This is a genomic window from Sphingobacterium sp. (assembly GCF_039596235.1).
Lineage (GTDB): Bacteria > Bacteroidota > Bacteroidia > Sphingobacteriales > Sphingobacteriaceae > Sphingobacterium.
Genome location: NZ_JBCNKE010000004.1, coordinates 275,185 through 291,645 on the forward strand (window position 1 = coordinate 275,185; position 16,461 = coordinate 291,645).

General features: G+C 41.1%; 15 protein-coding genes. 6 read left to right on the plus strand and 9 right to left on the minus strand.

All coding sequences use genetic code 11. The features are described 5' to 3' along the window. Positions 1–84: 84 nt before the first annotated feature. The 3 genes from ABDW32_RS10970 to ABDW32_RS10980 all read right to left on the minus strand — a co-directional run bounded on the left by ABDW32_RS10970 (position 85) and on the right by ABDW32_RS10980 (position 2,723). A complete protein-coding gene (locus tag ABDW32_RS10970; protein ID WP_343562307.1) occupies positions 85–1,305 on the minus strand; it encodes a hypothetical protein in 1,221 nt (406 codons plus the stop codon). 437 nt (positions 1,306–1,742) lie between these two features. Beyond that, on the minus strand, positions 1,743–2,114 hold the full coding sequence (locus ABDW32_RS10975; protein ID WP_343562309.1) for a hypothetical protein: 372 nt from the start codon (positions 2,112–2,114) through the stop codon (positions 1,743–1,745). A gap of 195 nt (positions 2,115–2,309) precedes the next feature. After that, positions 2,310–2,723, minus strand: coding sequence for a hypothetical protein (locus ABDW32_RS10980; protein WP_343562311.1), 414 nt, complete (start codon positions 2,721–2,723; stop codon positions 2,310–2,312). A gap of 108 nt (positions 2,724–2,831) precedes the next feature. Between ABDW32_RS10980 and ABDW32_RS10985 the strand changes: the two genes are divergently transcribed. The 3 genes from ABDW32_RS10985 (at position 2,832) to ABDW32_RS10995 (ending at position 6,527) form a co-directional block, all read left to right on the plus strand. Next, positions 2,832–4,145: a hypothetical protein gene (locus ABDW32_RS10985; RefSeq protein WP_343562313.1), complete on the plus strand. Its 1,314-nt coding sequence runs from the start codon at positions 2,832–2,834 to the stop codon at positions 4,143–4,145. A gap of 96 nt (positions 4,146–4,241) precedes the next feature. Then, positions 4,242–5,930, plus strand: a complete 1,689-nt coding sequence (locus ABDW32_RS10990; RefSeq protein ID WP_343562315.1) for a HEPN domain-containing protein — start codon at positions 4,242–4,244, stop codon at positions 5,928–5,930. A gap of 48 nt (positions 5,931–5,978) precedes the next feature. Continuing rightward, the gene (locus tag ABDW32_RS10995) at positions 5,979–6,527 is read left to right on the plus strand and encodes a YcxB family protein (RefSeq protein ID WP_343562317.1); all 549 of its coding nucleotides are present in this window, start codon (positions 5,979–5,981) and stop codon (positions 6,525–6,527) included. 25 nt (positions 6,528–6,552) lie between these two features. Here the strand turns inward: ABDW32_RS10995 and ABDW32_RS11000 are convergent, their stop codons facing one another. Then, positions 6,553–7,194 (minus strand): NAD-dependent epimerase/dehydratase family protein, encoded by a 642-nt coding sequence (locus ABDW32_RS11000; protein WP_343562319.1) that lies wholly within the window; start codon positions 7,192–7,194, stop codon positions 6,553–6,555. Between the two features lie 206 nt (positions 7,195–7,400). Here ABDW32_RS11000 and ABDW32_RS11005 point away from each other — a divergent pair, with 206 nt between their 5' ends. Together ABDW32_RS11005 and ABDW32_RS11010 are read left to right on the plus strand one after the other, a co-directional pair. Then, positions 7,401–7,769: a hypothetical protein gene (locus ABDW32_RS11005; protein ID WP_343562321.1), complete on the plus strand. Its 369-nt coding sequence runs from the start codon at positions 7,401–7,403 to the stop codon at positions 7,767–7,769. A 2-nt stretch (positions 7,770–7,771) separates the two neighbouring features. Next, complete coding sequence (locus ABDW32_RS11010) at positions 7,772–9,187, plus strand: PLP-dependent aminotransferase family protein (protein ID WP_343562323.1); 1,416 nt, start codon at positions 7,772–7,774, stop codon at positions 9,185–9,187. 4 nt (positions 9,188–9,191) lie between these two features. Here ABDW32_RS11010 and ABDW32_RS11015 read toward each other — a convergent pair whose 3' ends face one another. Then, positions 9,192–9,974, minus strand: coding sequence for a hypothetical protein (locus ABDW32_RS11015; RefSeq protein WP_343562325.1), 783 nt, complete (start codon positions 9,972–9,974; stop codon positions 9,192–9,194). A gap of 143 nt (positions 9,975–10,117) precedes the next feature. Between ABDW32_RS11015 and ABDW32_RS11020 the strand changes: the two genes are divergently transcribed. Further along, the gene (locus ABDW32_RS11020; protein WP_343562327.1) at positions 10,118–10,336 is read left to right on the plus strand and encodes a hypothetical protein; all 219 of its coding nucleotides are present in this window, start codon (positions 10,118–10,120) and stop codon (positions 10,334–10,336) included. A 325-nt stretch (positions 10,337–10,661) separates the two neighbouring features. On the opposite strand, the gene ABDW32_RS11025 is transcribed toward ABDW32_RS11020, so the two are convergent. The 4 genes from ABDW32_RS11025 to ABDW32_RS11040 form a co-directional block, all read right to left on the minus strand. After that, positions 10,662–12,308 carry a PepSY-associated TM helix domain-containing protein gene (locus ABDW32_RS11025; RefSeq protein ID WP_343562329.1) on the minus strand — a complete coding sequence of 549 codons (1,647 nt, stop codon included), beginning with the start codon at positions 12,306–12,308 and terminating at the stop codon, positions 10,662–10,664. Between the two features lie 6 nt (positions 12,309–12,314). Then, positions 12,315–12,593, minus strand: a complete 279-nt coding sequence (locus ABDW32_RS11030) for a hypothetical protein (RefSeq protein ID WP_343562331.1) — start codon at positions 12,591–12,593, stop codon at positions 12,315–12,317. A 372-nt stretch (positions 12,594–12,965) separates the two neighbouring features. Then, positions 12,966–15,377 carry a TonB-dependent siderophore receptor gene (locus ABDW32_RS11035; RefSeq protein WP_343562333.1) on the minus strand — a complete coding sequence of 804 codons (2,412 nt, stop codon included), beginning with the start codon at positions 15,375–15,377 and terminating at the stop codon, positions 12,966–12,968. An 88-nt stretch (positions 15,378–15,465) separates the two neighbouring features. After that, positions 15,466–16,182, minus strand: a complete 717-nt coding sequence (locus ABDW32_RS11040; RefSeq protein WP_343562335.1) for a DUF4198 domain-containing protein — start codon at positions 16,180–16,182, stop codon at positions 15,466–15,468. Between the last annotated feature and the right edge of the window lie 279 nt (positions 16,183–16,461).

The window sequence follows — 16,461 nt, forward strand, 5'->3', positions numbered from 1 at the left end:
ACAGGTCCTTGTTTGTTTATGCTATCCTTAAAAACAGGAAATCCTTTTGGAATCCATTTATTTCTTTGGTCCCCTATGCTGCGATTAACAATAGTACATACAATCGTAACTATATAGTTTACCATCTTTGAAGGTGATGATCAGTTGCCCTGCATCGCCATTCTGAAGACGGTACACATGCGGCTCCTCGATCATATTTGCGGAGACCATATCACCAAAATGATTGATAAAATCTCTTTCAGTGTAATTGGCATCCATACGTTCATTGCCTATCACCAAGATCTCACCATCCGTAAAATATAACTTATAGACCGTTCCAACAACCTTCTTTTTGTAATTCTCTTCAAATGCCACGATCATATTCGGGGTTTTATAATAGTATCGCGGTTCCCAGCCACATTCGGGCATATCCGGTATCTCGGCAACACGTTGCATCTTTAACTGATTCATCTGCGCATCCTTGATTTCTCCGTCCATGAGCGATACCCCTTTCCAGATAAAATGCAGGTTCAACGCCCTCATCTTTTTTTCATACGCGTCAAAATCCGGCTTTTTATCCAGCTTGCTGGCCAGCAGCAATTCAAAATCAATGTCGACTTTCGGATTATCCACCCCATAGGCGGCATAAGATTCCTTCCAATAGGAAAAGGCCTGTTTTAAGTTTTTCTCTTCCCGCCAGGCCAGCTCCCGCAATCTTCCCACCTGAACCAGTTCTTTTTCTTGATCCTTACCTTTTACCGCCAAATAATCTTTCAGTACTTTATCGTAAGTGAGGGCGGAACCTAAAAATTTCAATTGCACATATTCAGGGTTCTCATGAAAATGATCACCGATATACACCCAGCCGTCGGTATATAAAGGGACATAATCAATGCACAGTAATTCATTAAGTGGTGCGCGGCGCACAGCGGTACTTGTCGTTGTCGGCGCCTTACGGACACGCAGTTCAGACACCTGTACGTAATAATGCGGGCATTGATGACCTTCAACACCGCGATAAAAATACTGTGCAGGTTCGTCCGCAGATTTTTCCCCGTCCATAAATGTCTTTAGCGGCTGCCGGTCGATAAAGCCGATATCGCCATTGCTGACCTGCACCTTATACTGCCTATTGGTCGAGTCGAGCAGGTAAATCGGCGCTTCGGTGGCAAATATCCCCAAAGGATCATTGTTCTCCCCAGCCTCCCGATAGAGATAGCCCCACTTGGATGTATACACAGGCCGTTCACCCGCTGGCTGCGCCATACTTCGGTTCACAAAACAACTGTATAGGATACAGCACAGGAATAATACTTTTCTAAACATATAGCTTCATTTCTTTAAATAGTGATCAGACATCCATCAAAGTCGGCTAAACCTATTGAAAACTATCGCAGCGAGCAGTACAGCTCAATATTTTAGCTGAATAATAGCATTTCTGATATTTAACAAAAATAGGCAAAAAGAAGGCCAAGGAAATCACTATAATCAGCTATTTCGCGAACGAAGAATCTATCCGCTCCGATTTCCATAACGAAGTGGTTTTACTAACTAAAAATAGCTTTCGTATGTTTGCATCGACGCATAAGTTTCGCAATCCCAATTTTAACAGGTAAACATGATGATAACAGCAGTATTTTCATTTGATCACGCTGTTAATTCTTCGGAAAGAAAAGATAATTGTTGTTTTAAAGGCTCTTGGGGTAAAGAATATCTCCGTTGGAGAAAAAGAATGCTCATCGGAGCAGTATCTCTCCAGGCTCTTACTTGCGATTCAGCAGTTCCACCTGTCCCTCCAAGGCGGAAATGGTCTTTTCCTGCGCCTTGATGGTCTGCTCCAATGCAGTAACCAATTGTTTGGAGACTGACGGGCCTTCGAAACTTGTAGCAGCAATCTGGGGTTCGGAGCTAATGGTTTCCGTAGTGCGCATCATTTTACCCTCCCCCAGCAATAGCCAGGCAGGACTAATATCCGGATGGCGGGTCAATATTGCAATCATAGCATCTGAACTCAGCGCTGTATTTTTCTGCCCTCCTTTGAAATTGGCATAGGAAAGCCCCACATCTTTAAAAAATTCAGTTTTACTGATGCCCTTTTTTTCAGCGATCAGCAATACACGTTCTTTTACTTTCACAGTTATTCTATTTTTAAGACGCTATATTAAACCAAACCGCAAACCAAACTTCCAATTTGTGAAGGAGCTTATCTCCGCAAAAGACGAGATTCACAGATGTTTATTGATTCCAAGCGATTGAACTACTTATTCCCATGAAAAACATAGCCAATGAGCTCCGCCTCCAATAAGAAAACTCAAATTTCCTGTTAGAATCTATTTATTCCGCAGCGATTCAATCTCATTCTCCATCGATGACAATAATCGCTCCAAAGACATAATTGTCTTCTCCTGAGATTTAATAGTGATATTTTGAGAAGCGATCAATTGTTTTAACGTATTAATTTCCCCATTCGTGATTCCCTCCAATTCAGGTGTTAAATACGTTTCTTCATTATCCTTGGCCAAAACAGGTTTAAGCATTTCCCCCTCGCCTCTCAATAACCATTCTGATGAGTATTTGGGATATTTTTCAGCAAGATTAACCAGCCATTTAGCTTGAACATCAGTATTATTCGCCAATGCACGTGTAAAAACACCCTTACTAGCCCCAATTGATGCTTCCAAAGCGGACACACTTATCCCCTCTTTTTCTGAAACAATCTTAATTCTCTTCAAAATAGAACTCATTTCCGAAAATTTTAATACATTAAATTTGTTTTGATGAAATATAGTTCCTAAATTAGCTTTACTGAAGATAATTATAAACTTACTATTTAACCAAAAACATTTCCTAGCATGAAAAATACGCAAAAGAAACTAAAAGCGAAACATTTTCGCTATTTAAGCAAGGAGTATATTGAAGATCCGCTGAAATATCTCAAGGAATTCTTTGAACAAGAAACATACGTTCACTATTTTGTCAAGGATATAAATCTGCTCGTCAATGCTGCTTCAAATGCAAAAATGAATAGCCCTTATTCAAATCTAGGTTACAATACAAGAAAACTGATTACGTTTGTTGAAATAGCTTATGTTATTTTTAAGAAATGCAGTTTGAAAAAGCTAAAAAATCCATTGGACTTTTTTAAATGTGATTCCGACTATTGGAATTACATATCAGGGGAATGTCTCAGTGTAAATGACATTGAATCGCCAGAAGATGAGATCAGCCGATTTTTCTCATATCAATCGTTAGGACAATGGTACGAAACCCTAGATGAAATTTGGATAAATATTAGCGATAGAAATGGTGAATTTCTGGGAAATGTAGGTAAGGAAATCCTTGCGACCAGAGAATTATTACAAAGAACGGCTATATCGCTGCATAAAATATATGAGAACAAATCGCTTCCGGACAATAGTACAAACAATCAAGAAGAGATTGAAAGTGAGAAAAACCAAGACCAAATATCTTTGGAACAGACCGACAACATAAAGACAAAAGAGGAACCCTTCGATGACACATTGGAAAACGAAATCTTGAACCCAAAGGAACGGATCATATTGCCTGAATGGCTCGCTCCCCAACCCTACTCCGTCTCAGCACTGAAAAACTTTTTCGATAGAGATGACTTAAATGGCTGGAAAGAAGATATTCGATATTGGTACCAGACAGTCATTACCGAAAATGAATTCTGGTCCGCTAACAATGAAAACCATAAATTCTCTGGAGCAAATCTCCTTTATACCTATTCTTGCATATACTCTTTATTGGAAATGCTGTCAAATAAACTTAAGGAGTCTCCTATTAGCTCAATAGATATAGTACCCTCCATCTCCATATTGCCAGAATGTCAATCAATTTTGATTAGACATGAAAACAAGGAGATAATACTCTATTATATATCAGATGAAGAATTGGAACACCCATTATCATCGTTATTAGCGACTGTTAACACCTATAGTCAACAACAATGGGATGAGATCTTATATGATTGGATCAATTACGGACTCGATAAAAATCGATATACCGGAGACTATTCAGATTACAGCACACAAATCTATCAAACCCTCATCAAAATAATAGAGCTCGCTTATTTAGTGGCCTTCTCGAACGAAATAGATCTTCTAAATCAAAATCAAACACCCCCTATAGAAACAGCAATATAGGGATATCCTATTCAACCAATTATTTTGTCCGACATCGTGGCGAGACAACAAACCTATTTGACTTCAAAAATAACCACAACACCAAACCAATCGATTATGGACACCGAACTTACTCCAATCATTGAAGCTATCCTTCGCGCTATTGCCGTTGATGAAATCTACCAATGGACTTATACCAACGATGGCAAGAAATATCAAATACTTCAGATTAATCGCTTGTCAAATACAGCAATTCGATGTATAGATCCTCTCGGCGCGATTAACAAGATCATCAAGAATCACCCAGACCTATACGTCAAAATACACTTCACCCATGAGATTCAAAAGAAACTCGACCAAGGATTGGGCCGTACCTATCTTATTTATCAATCAGAAAATCGCATTTATCAAAATCCTGCTCAAGAAATACCTCTTGTATTACCCAAATATGCTCCAGCTGAGGTTATCGAAAGAACCAGATCATACATCGATCAAGAGAAAAGTAAAATCAGATCGTTTATAGATGGACACTTTTTCTATCTGGATAGTAACAACCATGCACACGCAGCCTTTATGCTCCATCAGGCCATCGAACTCTCTCTAAGAACCGCAGAAAAACTTCTCTTAAACGATGAAAGGAAATCACATTCACTTAGAGGTACCATAGCCCATCTCAAAACTTTTGACGCTAAATTGGCCAAATGGATAGACAGCGAAGAGGAAAAAAAAGCACTTGAAAAGATTGATGAGGCCTATGTTGGTTATCGTTACAATCAAGATTATACGATCGACAAAAGTCTATTAGAAACAGCTTACCAAATTGCCATAAACGCTTTAAACTGGATCTACGATTATTCCAACCTTTTATTCGAAGAAATCAGAGAAAAACTTAGCAAGAAAGAAATTCAGCACAAGGAGACTGAAAAATTCAAAAATAACATTGTTATTTACAACTCAAATAAATGTAACAGTACCTACCGCGATCTAATATTAAATACCCTGGAGTTATATTGTTCCCCCTCTTTAGTTGCCTGCTTCGGTTATCATTCTGATCAACATAAGTACAATAGTCCGCTACAAAACAATAAAGAAGACCAGATAACGCATGCTTACTACCTCTTTATCGCGTATGATAGCCTAAATACTGATCTCGTCAACCTACAACAAAAGACCATGGATCTGCTACCGAAAAATGTGTCACTGACCTTAATCACCGAAGAAACAGCGCACTTTATCAAAAAACTTTCCAAAGGCCATCCCTTCTTTCTATCCCTTATGAAAGTCGGTGATATCTGGTTCCAAAATACAATAATCGAAAATATCAACCCTGACTCTATCGTCGCCCCTCAACTTGACCTGGATTATGCACGTAAACAATGGCGAAACCGCTACAATAACGCCCGCTGCCTTTACTATGCTTTTGAAGAGGATTGGTCTTTTGGAGTTGAAGCCGTATATCATTCGCTATCACAAGTTTTAGAACAAATCTGTCTCGGTGTTATCAGTACTGTTCTACAATACAAACCTCAAAATGTTGGGCTGCCCTTTTTAATGAACCTCTGCCGATTAATTGTTCCCGAAGCACATGCAACCTTTTGCCTGAACAACAGCGACCATGTTAAACTGTTTAAAGAAATTATCAAAGCCCAACAGGAATTTAGGTATAATGCCAATTATAAAGGAGATCCATTCGCTATTATTAGATTACAACAACTTACAAAGCTGTTTGTCGAAAGATGTAACGAAGAAATGGAAGATTACTTTGGAAAAATCTCAAGCGCTATTCAGGTCGAGAAAATAGAGTAAGAAATAAAACCGTTTCCAGTTATCTCACCAATTTAATACATTTAAATTATGAAAGAACTTCTACTAACCCTTTCCGAGCAAGATCAACTGGATGCATTATTGTTCAGCATGTCCAAATCACCCCAAATCGTCAAAGCACGCAAAAAATCAAGATTCATGTTTATGCTGCTCATGCTGATACTATCCATTCCATTTTTCTACTATGAGCGTCCACTGGCAATTTTGATTATCATAGTCAGCGTAATCGCCTTTCTTTTCTTTCCGAAATATCTCGGGATATACTACAAGCGCTATTTCACCAAATATGTCAAAAGCCCCGAATTCCAGAATCGAATCGGTATTCTACACACAATCAGCTTTGAAGATAATTATCTCCAGATCAAAAGCAAACAAATGGAGTCCAAATATCAATACGATCAGTTTGAATATTTGACCGAAACGGCTTTCGCTTTTTTTATCAAACTGAAAATGGCGTATCAACTGTTTTTCCCAAAACAGCAGATCGAAGATACCGCCGAATTTAAAGCTTTCCTGACAACGCTCAGCCAACGCCTTCATATTGCCTATCAGGAGGAGCTGGACTGGAAATGGAAATAGGTTCGAAGATGCTGCAGCGACCTCGCTATTGAGCCAAAGCTCTGATATCTTTGATTTCCAATATGTTTTTCACATTATCCCGCTCCACGGCATGAATCATTGCCCGCCCCACTTCATGTAGCGACAACACTGCCGAAGGGGCGAAAAATTTTATAATCTTGGCAACAAATGAAAATGGATTGGCATGCTTCTGCCCCGCAACGGTGGTCATTGCGCCCGGCCGGAAATTGTATTCCTTCTTAAACGGCAATTTTGCCAGATCATTCTCTGTCTTACCCTTTACTCTCGCCCACATCACCCGCCCTTGCTCCGTACTGTCTGTACTCCCGCCCGACACGTAGATAAAGCTGATTTCAGGATTGATCTTCAACAGCGATTTTGCAAACGCCAAGGTCGTATCATAGGTGATATATCGGTATTTATCTTCTTTCATGCCAACCGAACTGACACCTGCGCAATAAAAGCAGGCATCATAGCCGCTGATCTCCGCCTCAACTTCGGAAAGATCGGTGAAATCCTTAACCAAAAGCTCTTTTAACTTTGGATGCTGTACGTCAGCAGTACGACGTGATATGCTCAATACCGCCTCGACCTTATCATTTTGAAGGCATTCCAATAAAACACCTTCTCCGACCATCCCTGTGGCCCCTGTTATTATAACTTTCATCGTGATTCAGCTTAAGTAACAAGCCCAAAGGGCTACAACTATTATTATTTACCCAGACCATATTATAAATATCTTAAATGGAACTTAAAAACCATCCACTCCCCGTCATATTTTTTTACTTTTTCATCTGTACCCTCATTTCTATATGATTCTGTACCTCAAATCTGGCCTGTACCCTTCTTAAATTAGCAAAAAGATTTATTGCCATGTCGACTACAACACATCAACCGTATACCATCAGACAGGTCGATCTCTCTGATCTATCCTTACTAAAAAAGGTACAGCATACAGTGAAAAACAAAAGTCTGTTGCACATGCCTTTTTTGGTGTTAGCACAAAACAAAGAAATAGCAGCCGTCTCTTCTGCCACGGTCTCCGAAAACAACAACCTTACTGTCGAAGTTTCTTATCGAGCCGAAGTTTCCGAAGACTTATCAACGGTATTTAAGCGCAAAGCGCAGGCTTATTTCGAACAGCAGCTTTTAAATATGTTTGGCGACGAAGAATCGCTAAAAAGGGGGATCCGTTATTTTCACGATTGGGTAAATCCAAGCGGAAACAGTAAATTAGTATAAACATGGAACAGCAACAATTATATAAGAAAATTGCGAACATCGTAGAGAACCAGATCAAAAATGGCTCTTTGACCTACGGAGATCGCTTACCATCTGTCCGAAGCGCACAGAAGTTGTATAATGTAAGCTTAAATACGGCAAAAAATGCCTACATGGAACTTGAAAGTAGATCCCTGATCGAGTCCCGACCTAAATCGGGCTTTTTCGTCAGTCTGGCAGGGCAGCGCCGAATGTCTATCCCCTCTATTTCCACTTTTAAGACTGACGAAAAGAAACAGGATCCCGCAACATTGATCGATAAAGTTTTCCACTCCTTGGAGGATAAGGAGATCACGCGGTTCTCCCTCGGATTGCCCAGTTCTTCGTTGCTTCCGATTCAGAAACTCAATAAATGTATTCTGGAGACGGTGCACGAGCTGCACGATTACGGCGATCAATATGGTCAGGTACAAGGGAGTCCGAATTTGCGTAAAGAGATCGCCAAATGGTCGCTAGTATTGGAAGGAAAGATCAGTGATGAAGATCTGATTATCACCTCCGGAGCCATGAATGCCATTTATAGCTGCCTGCGCGCGGTGACCAAACCCGGAGACACCATTGCCGTGGAAAGTCCCCTATATTTTGGCTTCATCCAGGCATTCAAGTTATTGGGATTAAAAACCATTGAGATACCGACCCATCCCATTACGGGCATTGAACTGGACGCGCTGAAAAAAGTGATCCATCAAATCGATGTGTGCTGTTTTGTTTCCAATTTCAGCAACCCCTTGGGTGCACTGATGCCGGATGAACATAAAAAAGAACTTGTCAAACTGCTCGCCTTCCATCATATCCCCTTGATTGAAGATGACCTCTATGGAAATATTTATTTCGGGTCTTCGCGTCCAAAACCCTGTAAATATTATGACGAGGAAGGCCTGGTCATGTGGTGCGGATCTGTCACCAAGGTATTGGCACCCAGTTTCCGGATCGGATGGGTCGAACCCGGGCGATACAAAGACAAGATCCTCAAACAACGATTGATCCAGACCATTTCGCAACCGGCAATCTATCAGGAGGCCGTGGCCAAATTTCTAAAAATCGGTCGTTATGACCATCACCTGAATACCTTTAGAAAGAAGTTGTATAGCAATTATATCAATTTTAGAAAAAGTATCGAGACTCATTTCCCGGAGAACACAAAAATGTCACAGCCCGAAGGAGGATTTATGCTCTGGCTGGAAATGGATCCAAAAATTGATTCTACTGTACTATATGATTACGCACTGAAACAGAAATTGAGCTTTGCGCCCGGCCGAATGTTTACACAACATGATCAGTTTAAAAACTGTATCCGGCTGAATTATGCCGTCGATTGGAACGAAAAGACAGCAAACGATCTAATGCGATTGGGCCGCTTTTTTAAAGCCGTCACCTAATCGGTTAATCCCAGTCGACCTCGTCATCCTGCCCCGGTAAAATAGGCGGCGGCAGTTTATCGGATTTCTCTTCCGGGAATATAGTAAGCTTACCCCCACGGATCAGGAGCGCATCGAAAATTTCACCGGTCATCAAGGTACTGCTATTGGACATGAATTCTTCGCGCCCATCCAGGGTCGTCAACCAGCACCTAACGGAGGCCATACATAGAATGACAGCATCTCTGCAGTCCTCCAATGTGAAAGTAACCCCACGGTCCACATTGTGATCTTCTTTTTTTAGCTCCAATGTCTTACTTGCCTGATGGAATAAGGTATTCCGATCATCCAGTTGAATCACAATACAGTGTATTTTTAAGTCTAATTTCTCTAATCTTTCATGAATTGAATTAAATTTACGGACACCTATCCATTGTAGCCTGATCTTAACTTGCTGTCTCGCTTCATCAAAATGTACGCTTGGATAATTCATAAAAAAATTATTCCAGCTGCCACGTTTGGAATAGCGGAAACCTTTCAATGGTAGCACTGATCCATATCCAAGCCTCAAACTACCCAGATCATGCTCACGGTCCTTACGTACCGCTGCATAAAGTGCGTCCTGTAACCTGATGTAGGTACTGCGTTCGCATGCCTGAGGCTGAATAGGTTTTAGAATCTTATACAAACGGCCCGCTAACTTACAGTTGTACGTAAAATCAAGCCCTGTTAACTTGCTATTTTCACTCAGATCATAAGCCTCCCCATGCTTGCGCTCTTTTTTACTCTTCCCGGAAGATTTTCTCATCCTGTTAAGTTAAATTGGTATACTTTAAAAATACAACAATCGGATGAATTAAACAATACATCGTTTAACAACACAGCATATCGAAATAACTAGGGAGCATAAAGTCCCTTCAACTCCCTTAAAGTCCCCTCAAGTCCGTTCAAGTGCCAACAACATTCGAGGACGCTCCGCATATGCTTCGAGCCAACTTGGGGATTGACTCGGGATTCGTTCGACTGGCGATCGGTTCTTTTTCGGCTATCCATCAGCAACAAGGCAAACAAGCGCCGAAGAACAGGCAGACAAGCCCCGAAGTTGACCCAACGCATTCCCGAATCAGCAGCAATGGACACCCGAAGGATCCCCGAAAAAGGTACCCATAGCGCTCGAACAAGGGGCAACAGATCAACGGAAACCCTTTACCCCTCCAGTACCGCATCCTCCCGAAAATCGTACAAGGCGAAAAGTACTTTACAAATGCTTTAACGGTAGCTCATATATGCTTAAGGCTGCTTGAATAAAGCAGCCTTAAGCATATATTTTACACGACGGAATGGATACCTGTCCAACGACAAGCAGGATATGATTTGTAATCGAATTAGTTCTGGGAGCTTTTGGCCTTTAGCGGCGAAATCTTAGGGTACAAAATAGCGAAGGGGTAACAAAATCGCCAAAATAATGAAGGCGTCCTTTTAGGACGCCTTCTAATTACTGAATGTTCTGAAAAAACTTTTTTGTCTTATAAAAGGCCAATAGCCCGATGATACCGATCATTAACCACAAGAAATCGACAACAAATAGATCGCGTTGTCCATCCACAAATGTTTTCCAAAACCAATTATGGGTAACCAGACCATTGGCTATAGGAATAATAAATGCAAGAATACTGCCGACCAATAAGGTTTCGCGGTTTGTCCTTCTGATACTCCGTCGAATGATATAGTAAAGCGAAAGAACCAACCAAGCATAAAAATAGACCCGGTAAATAAAGTCCTGATCAACCTTGGGACTGATCTTAATGGCAATAAATGTAATCGCTGTCACCGGCAGCATTGTCAAACAGATCGCAGTAAAGACATTCGCAGCCCAAAAATTGAATTTGCGTTTCCTTGGAATGACATTGTTTTTATCCCGTGCTACCAACCAGATCAAAATTCCCGAAATTATAACCAAACAACCCATGACGCCTAAGATAAAATAGACCATTTTGAGTGGATATCCACCAAAGTCACCATAATGCAGACGATATATAATGCTTCGTACATAGTCTCCGTAGGTCGCTCCGGTCAATGGTGATTTCTCCTCAATAATTTTATTATCGGCCACCTTCACCGTCAGTACTCCAGACCCTGCAAAGCTGCTGTTATAATGCGGTTCGAGTAATATGATAACATGCATATTCGAATCCGCATAGTTTTTTACAATAACACGTTGAAACTCGCTTTCCGGCCATTTGGTCTTTGCCATATCCAGAAAGGGAGCGATTTTCACATCGCCATTCAGGGGTTTATAGCTATACGCATAATCCTCATTGGCGGATACACCAATATCCTGATACATTTTTTGCTGATCCCCCGCGTACAGCAATTTGCTGAAGGGGAGCGCCAGAACCGAATTGACGATCAGAAATGTTCCCGTAACAGCGAAAATAAACTGAAAGGGAAAGCCGATCACCCCCAGGGCAGTATGCATATCCGTCCAGACAGTTTTCCATTTACTGAATGGTCTAAAAACAAAAAAGTTGGATACAATTTTGTCCCAGTGTAATAATAGACCTGTTATCAATGCAAATAAAAAGATAAAGGCGGTAATTCCTGCGACAAGATACCCGAATGGGGCTATTCCTACGCTAATGGGTACTTGATTGAGCTGGGCCAGAAAATGTAAGCGGAATAAAAACTCGCCCATATCATAGTTCTGCGCATAGTCGCCCACTTTTTGATTGACAAAATTATAGGTAAAATTTTTCGAGTCATCATCGCCACCTCGCCGTCTCCGGCCTTTCTTTTTCTCCGCTTTCTGTTCAGGCGTTAGCTTTGATAAATTTTCTTTATTAAGTATCGTGTCGTTTGAAGCCGAATATCCCACATAAGCAGAAGTCGCCTCCCGGTGCATATAAAAGTTAATATCACGTCCATGTAGGTTAGTTCCTCCCTTTAGGGAGTCCAAAAGCTTGTCAAAATGCTGATGGTTTTCCTTGTAAGTTGTGTACGAAGCATTATTTTGCCAGGCTGCAATTTCATTTCTAAAGAATGCAAAAGAGCCTGCGAAAAATATCACATACAGCAGCGCACAGATGATAATGCCGCTTATGGTATGGGTGTTAAAATAGATATTGTAATTTCTGTTGTTCATGATCGGTTACATCTTTAACAAATAAGGCAACGAAAACACTGCTGCAAGGAGTAAATAAATCCCCCATATTTTCCATCCGTTTTTAGAAAGAAAGGCCAGAAGCATCAGCACGGCCCAAAGTAGATAGCCGCTGATCCCGGCAGTCATAACAACATCTTTTTTTTCAAAAAAGCTGGTCAGCAACACATGAAAAGAAAGCATAACCACGTAGCCACCAATAAATCCGGCGGTAATCTTCAGGAATCGTTGAAAGGGCGAACTCAGGTATTTTTTATTTGCTGGCATAAGAAATCTTTAGCATATCAAAAATTCGACACAGAGACTGACGGCGTATAATCCGAAAACTCGGTACGCGGTTAAATACCGATAAGGATTCAATAAAACGACAAGGCTCATCATGCACATGACGTAGGCAAAAAAAGCAAAGAATCCAGCGCCAAGCCCCTGTAGATAAAGGATAATCCCAAAGGGCAGCAGCAGCAACACAATACTCAAGATGCGCACAGACTGTGTCTGCGCGCAAAGTTTTTTTAACCATTCAGGCCTATGCTGGAACTTCACTTTTTTACTGCTGTTGTAAAAAAGGTAAGCGCCTATAAGTATGATTATTAAAAGTGTGCTATACATCGTATAAATGATTTAATAAAGTCGCTCAAATTAAAACTTGTAGGTTAAACCTAGACGGAAGTTGCGTCTTGCCTCGACGATATAAGTATAGTACATAACACTGTTCTCAATTTTAGCATTTTTCGCAGTTGTTGACCCCGCAGTCATAAGCTTACGGTTGTCCAGCAGGTTGTTGACCATCAAAGAAATATTATATCGGTTTCGTTGATAGCTAATCCCCCCATCCGTACGTATGTAATTCTTAAAATTCGATTCCTTTGTTATACCAATAGCACGATCAAACATCCCCTGAACGCTTCCAATAAAACCAACACCCTTTAATGGACCTTGTTGCAAACGATAGGTTACCCAGGCATTCGCGGTATGTTTTGCCGTATTAGGCGTTATATTTCCTATGTTTTCCGCTTTAGTATCTTTTGAAATTTTAGAGTCCGTCAATGCATAATTCGCATTGACATTTAATCCCTTGACAATTTCACCCGTGATATCAAACTCAATTCCTTTGCTTGTTGTCTCACCCAACTGCATCATGAAATAACCATTGCCATTGGGAAGTGGATGGTCAAAGTCTGTAGCCGTTGCGTTCTTGCGTTTGATCTGATAAGCACTTAATGTAGAGATCCATTTTCCGCCAGCCCATTCCTTCTTCACACCGGCTTCCATGCTATTGCCACGTATTGGCTTGAAAGCATTGCCTTCCCAATCAGCTCCCGGTACAGGTACAAAGGACTGGTCAAACAGGGCATAAACACTTGTTGAAGGAGTCACCAAATAGTTTAATCCCACCCGCGGGCTCCACACCTTGTCCTTTACCGGATCTGCTCCTGTTTTTGAGACCACACTGGATGAGGTGAAACGCAGTCCCAAAGATAATTTAAGACGATCCTTGAGGAATGCCATCTCGTCATGAACATAGAAGGAAGTATATGATGAGCTTGTAATATACGTTTGGCTCTTTGCCCGTTCCTTAATGTCCAAGGTACGGTCAACCTTTGGAAAGACGGACTCAGGAATACCGTACATAGGATTATAAACATTGAGTGGGACTGAAGGAATCGAATCCGATAAGGAACTAAAATCTCCCCAAAACTTCTTGTTCCCATAGTCAACACCAGCTAAAATACGATGTCTAATATTACCTGTTCGCTCCTCACCATTAAGGGAGAGCTGTCCAAATTTATTTTCACCATGCTCATCAGCTGTACTATAATAGCGCGGCATATCCCCTGCTGCTGTCATATAGTTCAACCAGGTACTGGTTGCTTTCATATCGAAATTAAAATAAGCTGCCTGGGCGTGGAATTTCCACTTTTGGCTAAGTTTTCGATCAAAATAGAGATAGGCGCTATGGTCTCTAAGCTTCCCAGGCTCCATCCCGGGATCACCGTAGAAAAAGTCGTTGGCAATCCCCGGATCGGCAAAGCCCTTTGGCGAAAAGGTATAATTTCCATTGCTCAAGTAAGAAGATCCCTGAAACGTATATTCTGCTGTAATAGCAGTCAGCGAATCAATATTATAGGTCAATACCGGAGCGATGACAAGACGGTTGCTATTATTGTATTTTGTAAAGAACTTTTTCTTCTGCCCTGCTACGTTCAGACGATAAAGCAATTTATTGTTTTTGGTAATTTTTCCATCCAGATCCACAGCCCCACGGTAGAGATCAAAACTACCGGTATTAAGAGTAACAGATCCTTTGGTATGACCTGTTGGCTTTTTGGTTACGACATTGTAGAAACCTCCTGGCTCTCCGCTGGCCAGCATAAAACCGGCCGGACCTTTGACAAACTCAATACGTTCGATCATGCTGACATCTTCAGCAGTAGGCCCCCAAGAAGCCTCGATGTTCATTCCGTTACGAAAGGCAGGGATCTTGGATCCGCGCATACGGATATTGGCATATTGATTGTCCCAGTGCCCCTGACGTGTCGCGCCACTGATATTACGGGTGATCCCGTCGACAATATCAAAAACCTGCTGGTCAGCCATCAAATCCGATGAGACTACCTGGATATTTTGTGGCAGTTCCAAGATAGGCGTCTTTAAACGCAGTGATCCGGATATACTGTCAAATTTATAATTTTGATAATATTTTCCATAAACGGCTACTTCATCAATAGCCTCAGACTGGTCACTGAGTTTAATTTCACCCAAATGACTGTCTTCACCGCTGAGGACCGCTGTCATCGTCTGTTTGCTGTAACCAAAAGCTTTGATCTCGATGGTATATGTATTCGGCGCGAGTTTATAGAAAATAAAGCGCCCTTCAGCATCTGTACTGGTGGTCAAGCCTGTAGGCGATAGTTTAATTGTTGCACCCGAAATAGGTTCGGATTTTTCATTGACAAGGATACCGTCAATCTTCAATTTGCTCTGCGCCTGTGCCACAGAAAAAATTGAGCTGATCATCGGAATAGCTAGAAAGGATAACGTTTTATTCATGTGTATTTCACTGGTAGATATGTGATAAATGGATTCATTTTGAATGTGAGATTTAAAATGAATCCATCTGATTTGTAGGTATCGATTTTTATTTTACTTCAAAAAAGGTTGTACTTCCCTGCCAGGATGATGCGTAGGGTTTTCCCCCATGTTCACCTGCTTTTTCGACAAATGTACTTGCTTCGAGTACGTAAGCACCTGACCAGAGGGCATCAAATGTAATAATACCATTGGCATCGGCTACAAATTCTTTTCCCCAACCTGTGGACGAGAAAACAGATACCTTGGCATTGGGAACCACTTTCCCTTCGCTGGTGATCTTTGCCTGTAAGCTAGCTCCTTTTTTTGCATTGGCTGAATTGAGCAACTCAACCTGCAATGGATTTTTTAATGCACTATAATCGAATTTGCTCGATTTGCCAATGACAACAGGCATTACTGAAGAAAACTCATATTTGGTCTGCCCACCTAAGTCTTTAGGCGTCTTTACGATCGATAAAAAGTAGGTCCCTTGTTCGGTCGGTTGGAACGACCCACTGAAATGGTCACCTTTATTGGTCAATTGCACTTGGACAGGCGCTTTTCCCGGAACATATAATAACAAGGTGAAATCCTTTACGTCAGAATACCATTTTTCAATCTGATCTCTCTCATTGGTCACATATTCACCATAATAGACTTTTACCTCATGCGACTGATTCACTGTTCCACGAGGAGCGGATTCTATCCAAAGTGCGTGAGCGTAACTGCTATTACAGTAAAACAATACTGTAAGGAATGTAAAAAGCGAAGTTAAAATTTTCATAATATGTTGATTGATACTTATAGTGTTTCAACTTATTATGGAGGATCTCACAGGTAAAAAACAAACCGGTTAACAAATAAAACCGCAAAATTCGTTATCTTGCAAGTCCTTCCATATCCTATATCGGAAGCCACTGTAGCAGCTTGCTGCTTCAGTCAACTATAGCCAGTTGCCGCTGACTGTAGTTTTTCGCCATGTAATAGATTGCCGTCTATTGCATGGTGTTTTTGTTTTGAATTTCCTCCTTAGACTTCTGTCACCTAATTTAGACTGATTAAA

Excerpts from the sequence above, each read along its gene's own strand:
- ABDW32_RS10970 (WP_343562307.1), bottom strand. The coding sequence starts at position 1,305 with ATGTTTAGAAAAGTATTATTCCTGTGCTGTATCCTATACAGTTGTTTT.
- ABDW32_RS10980 (WP_343562311.1), bottom strand. The coding sequence starts at position 2,723 with ATGAGTTCTATTTTGAAGAGAATTAAGATTGTTTCAGAAAAAGAGGGG.
- ABDW32_RS10985 (WP_343562313.1), top strand. The coding sequence starts at position 2,832 with ATGAAAAATACGCAAAAGAAACTAAAAGCGAAACATTTTCGCTATTTA.
- ABDW32_RS10990 (WP_343562315.1), top strand. The coding sequence starts at position 4,242 with ATGGACACCGAACTTACTCCAATCATTGAAGCTATCCTTCGCGCTATT.
- ABDW32_RS10995 (WP_343562317.1), top strand. The coding sequence starts at position 5,979 with ATGAAAGAACTTCTACTAACCCTTTCCGAGCAAGATCAACTGGATGCA.
- ABDW32_RS11000 (WP_343562319.1), bottom strand. The coding sequence starts at position 7,194 with ATGAAAGTTATAATAACAGGGGCCACAGGGATGGTCGGAGAAGGTGTT.
- ABDW32_RS11005 (WP_343562321.1), top strand. The coding sequence starts at position 7,401 with ATGTCGACTACAACACATCAACCGTATACCATCAGACAGGTCGATCTC.
- ABDW32_RS11010 (WP_343562323.1), top strand. The coding sequence starts at position 7,772 with ATGGAACAGCAACAATTATATAAGAAAATTGCGAACATCGTAGAGAAC.
- ABDW32_RS11015 (WP_343562325.1), bottom strand. The coding sequence starts at position 9,974 with ATGAGAAAATCTTCCGGGAAGAGTAAAAAAGAGCGCAAGCATGGGGAG.
- ABDW32_RS11025 (WP_343562329.1), bottom strand. The coding sequence starts at position 12,308 with ATGAACAACAGAAATTACAATATCTATTTTAACACCCATACCATAAGC.
- ABDW32_RS11030 (WP_343562331.1), bottom strand. The coding sequence starts at position 12,593 with ATGCCAGCAAATAAAAAATACCTGAGTTCGCCCTTTCAACGATTCCTG.
- ABDW32_RS11035 (WP_343562333.1), bottom strand. The coding sequence starts at position 15,377 with ATGAATAAAACGTTATCCTTTCTAGCTATTCCGATGATCAGCTCAATT.
- ABDW32_RS11040 (WP_343562335.1), bottom strand. The coding sequence starts at position 16,182 with ATGAAAATTTTAACTTCGCTTTTTACATTCCTTACAGTATTGTTTTAC.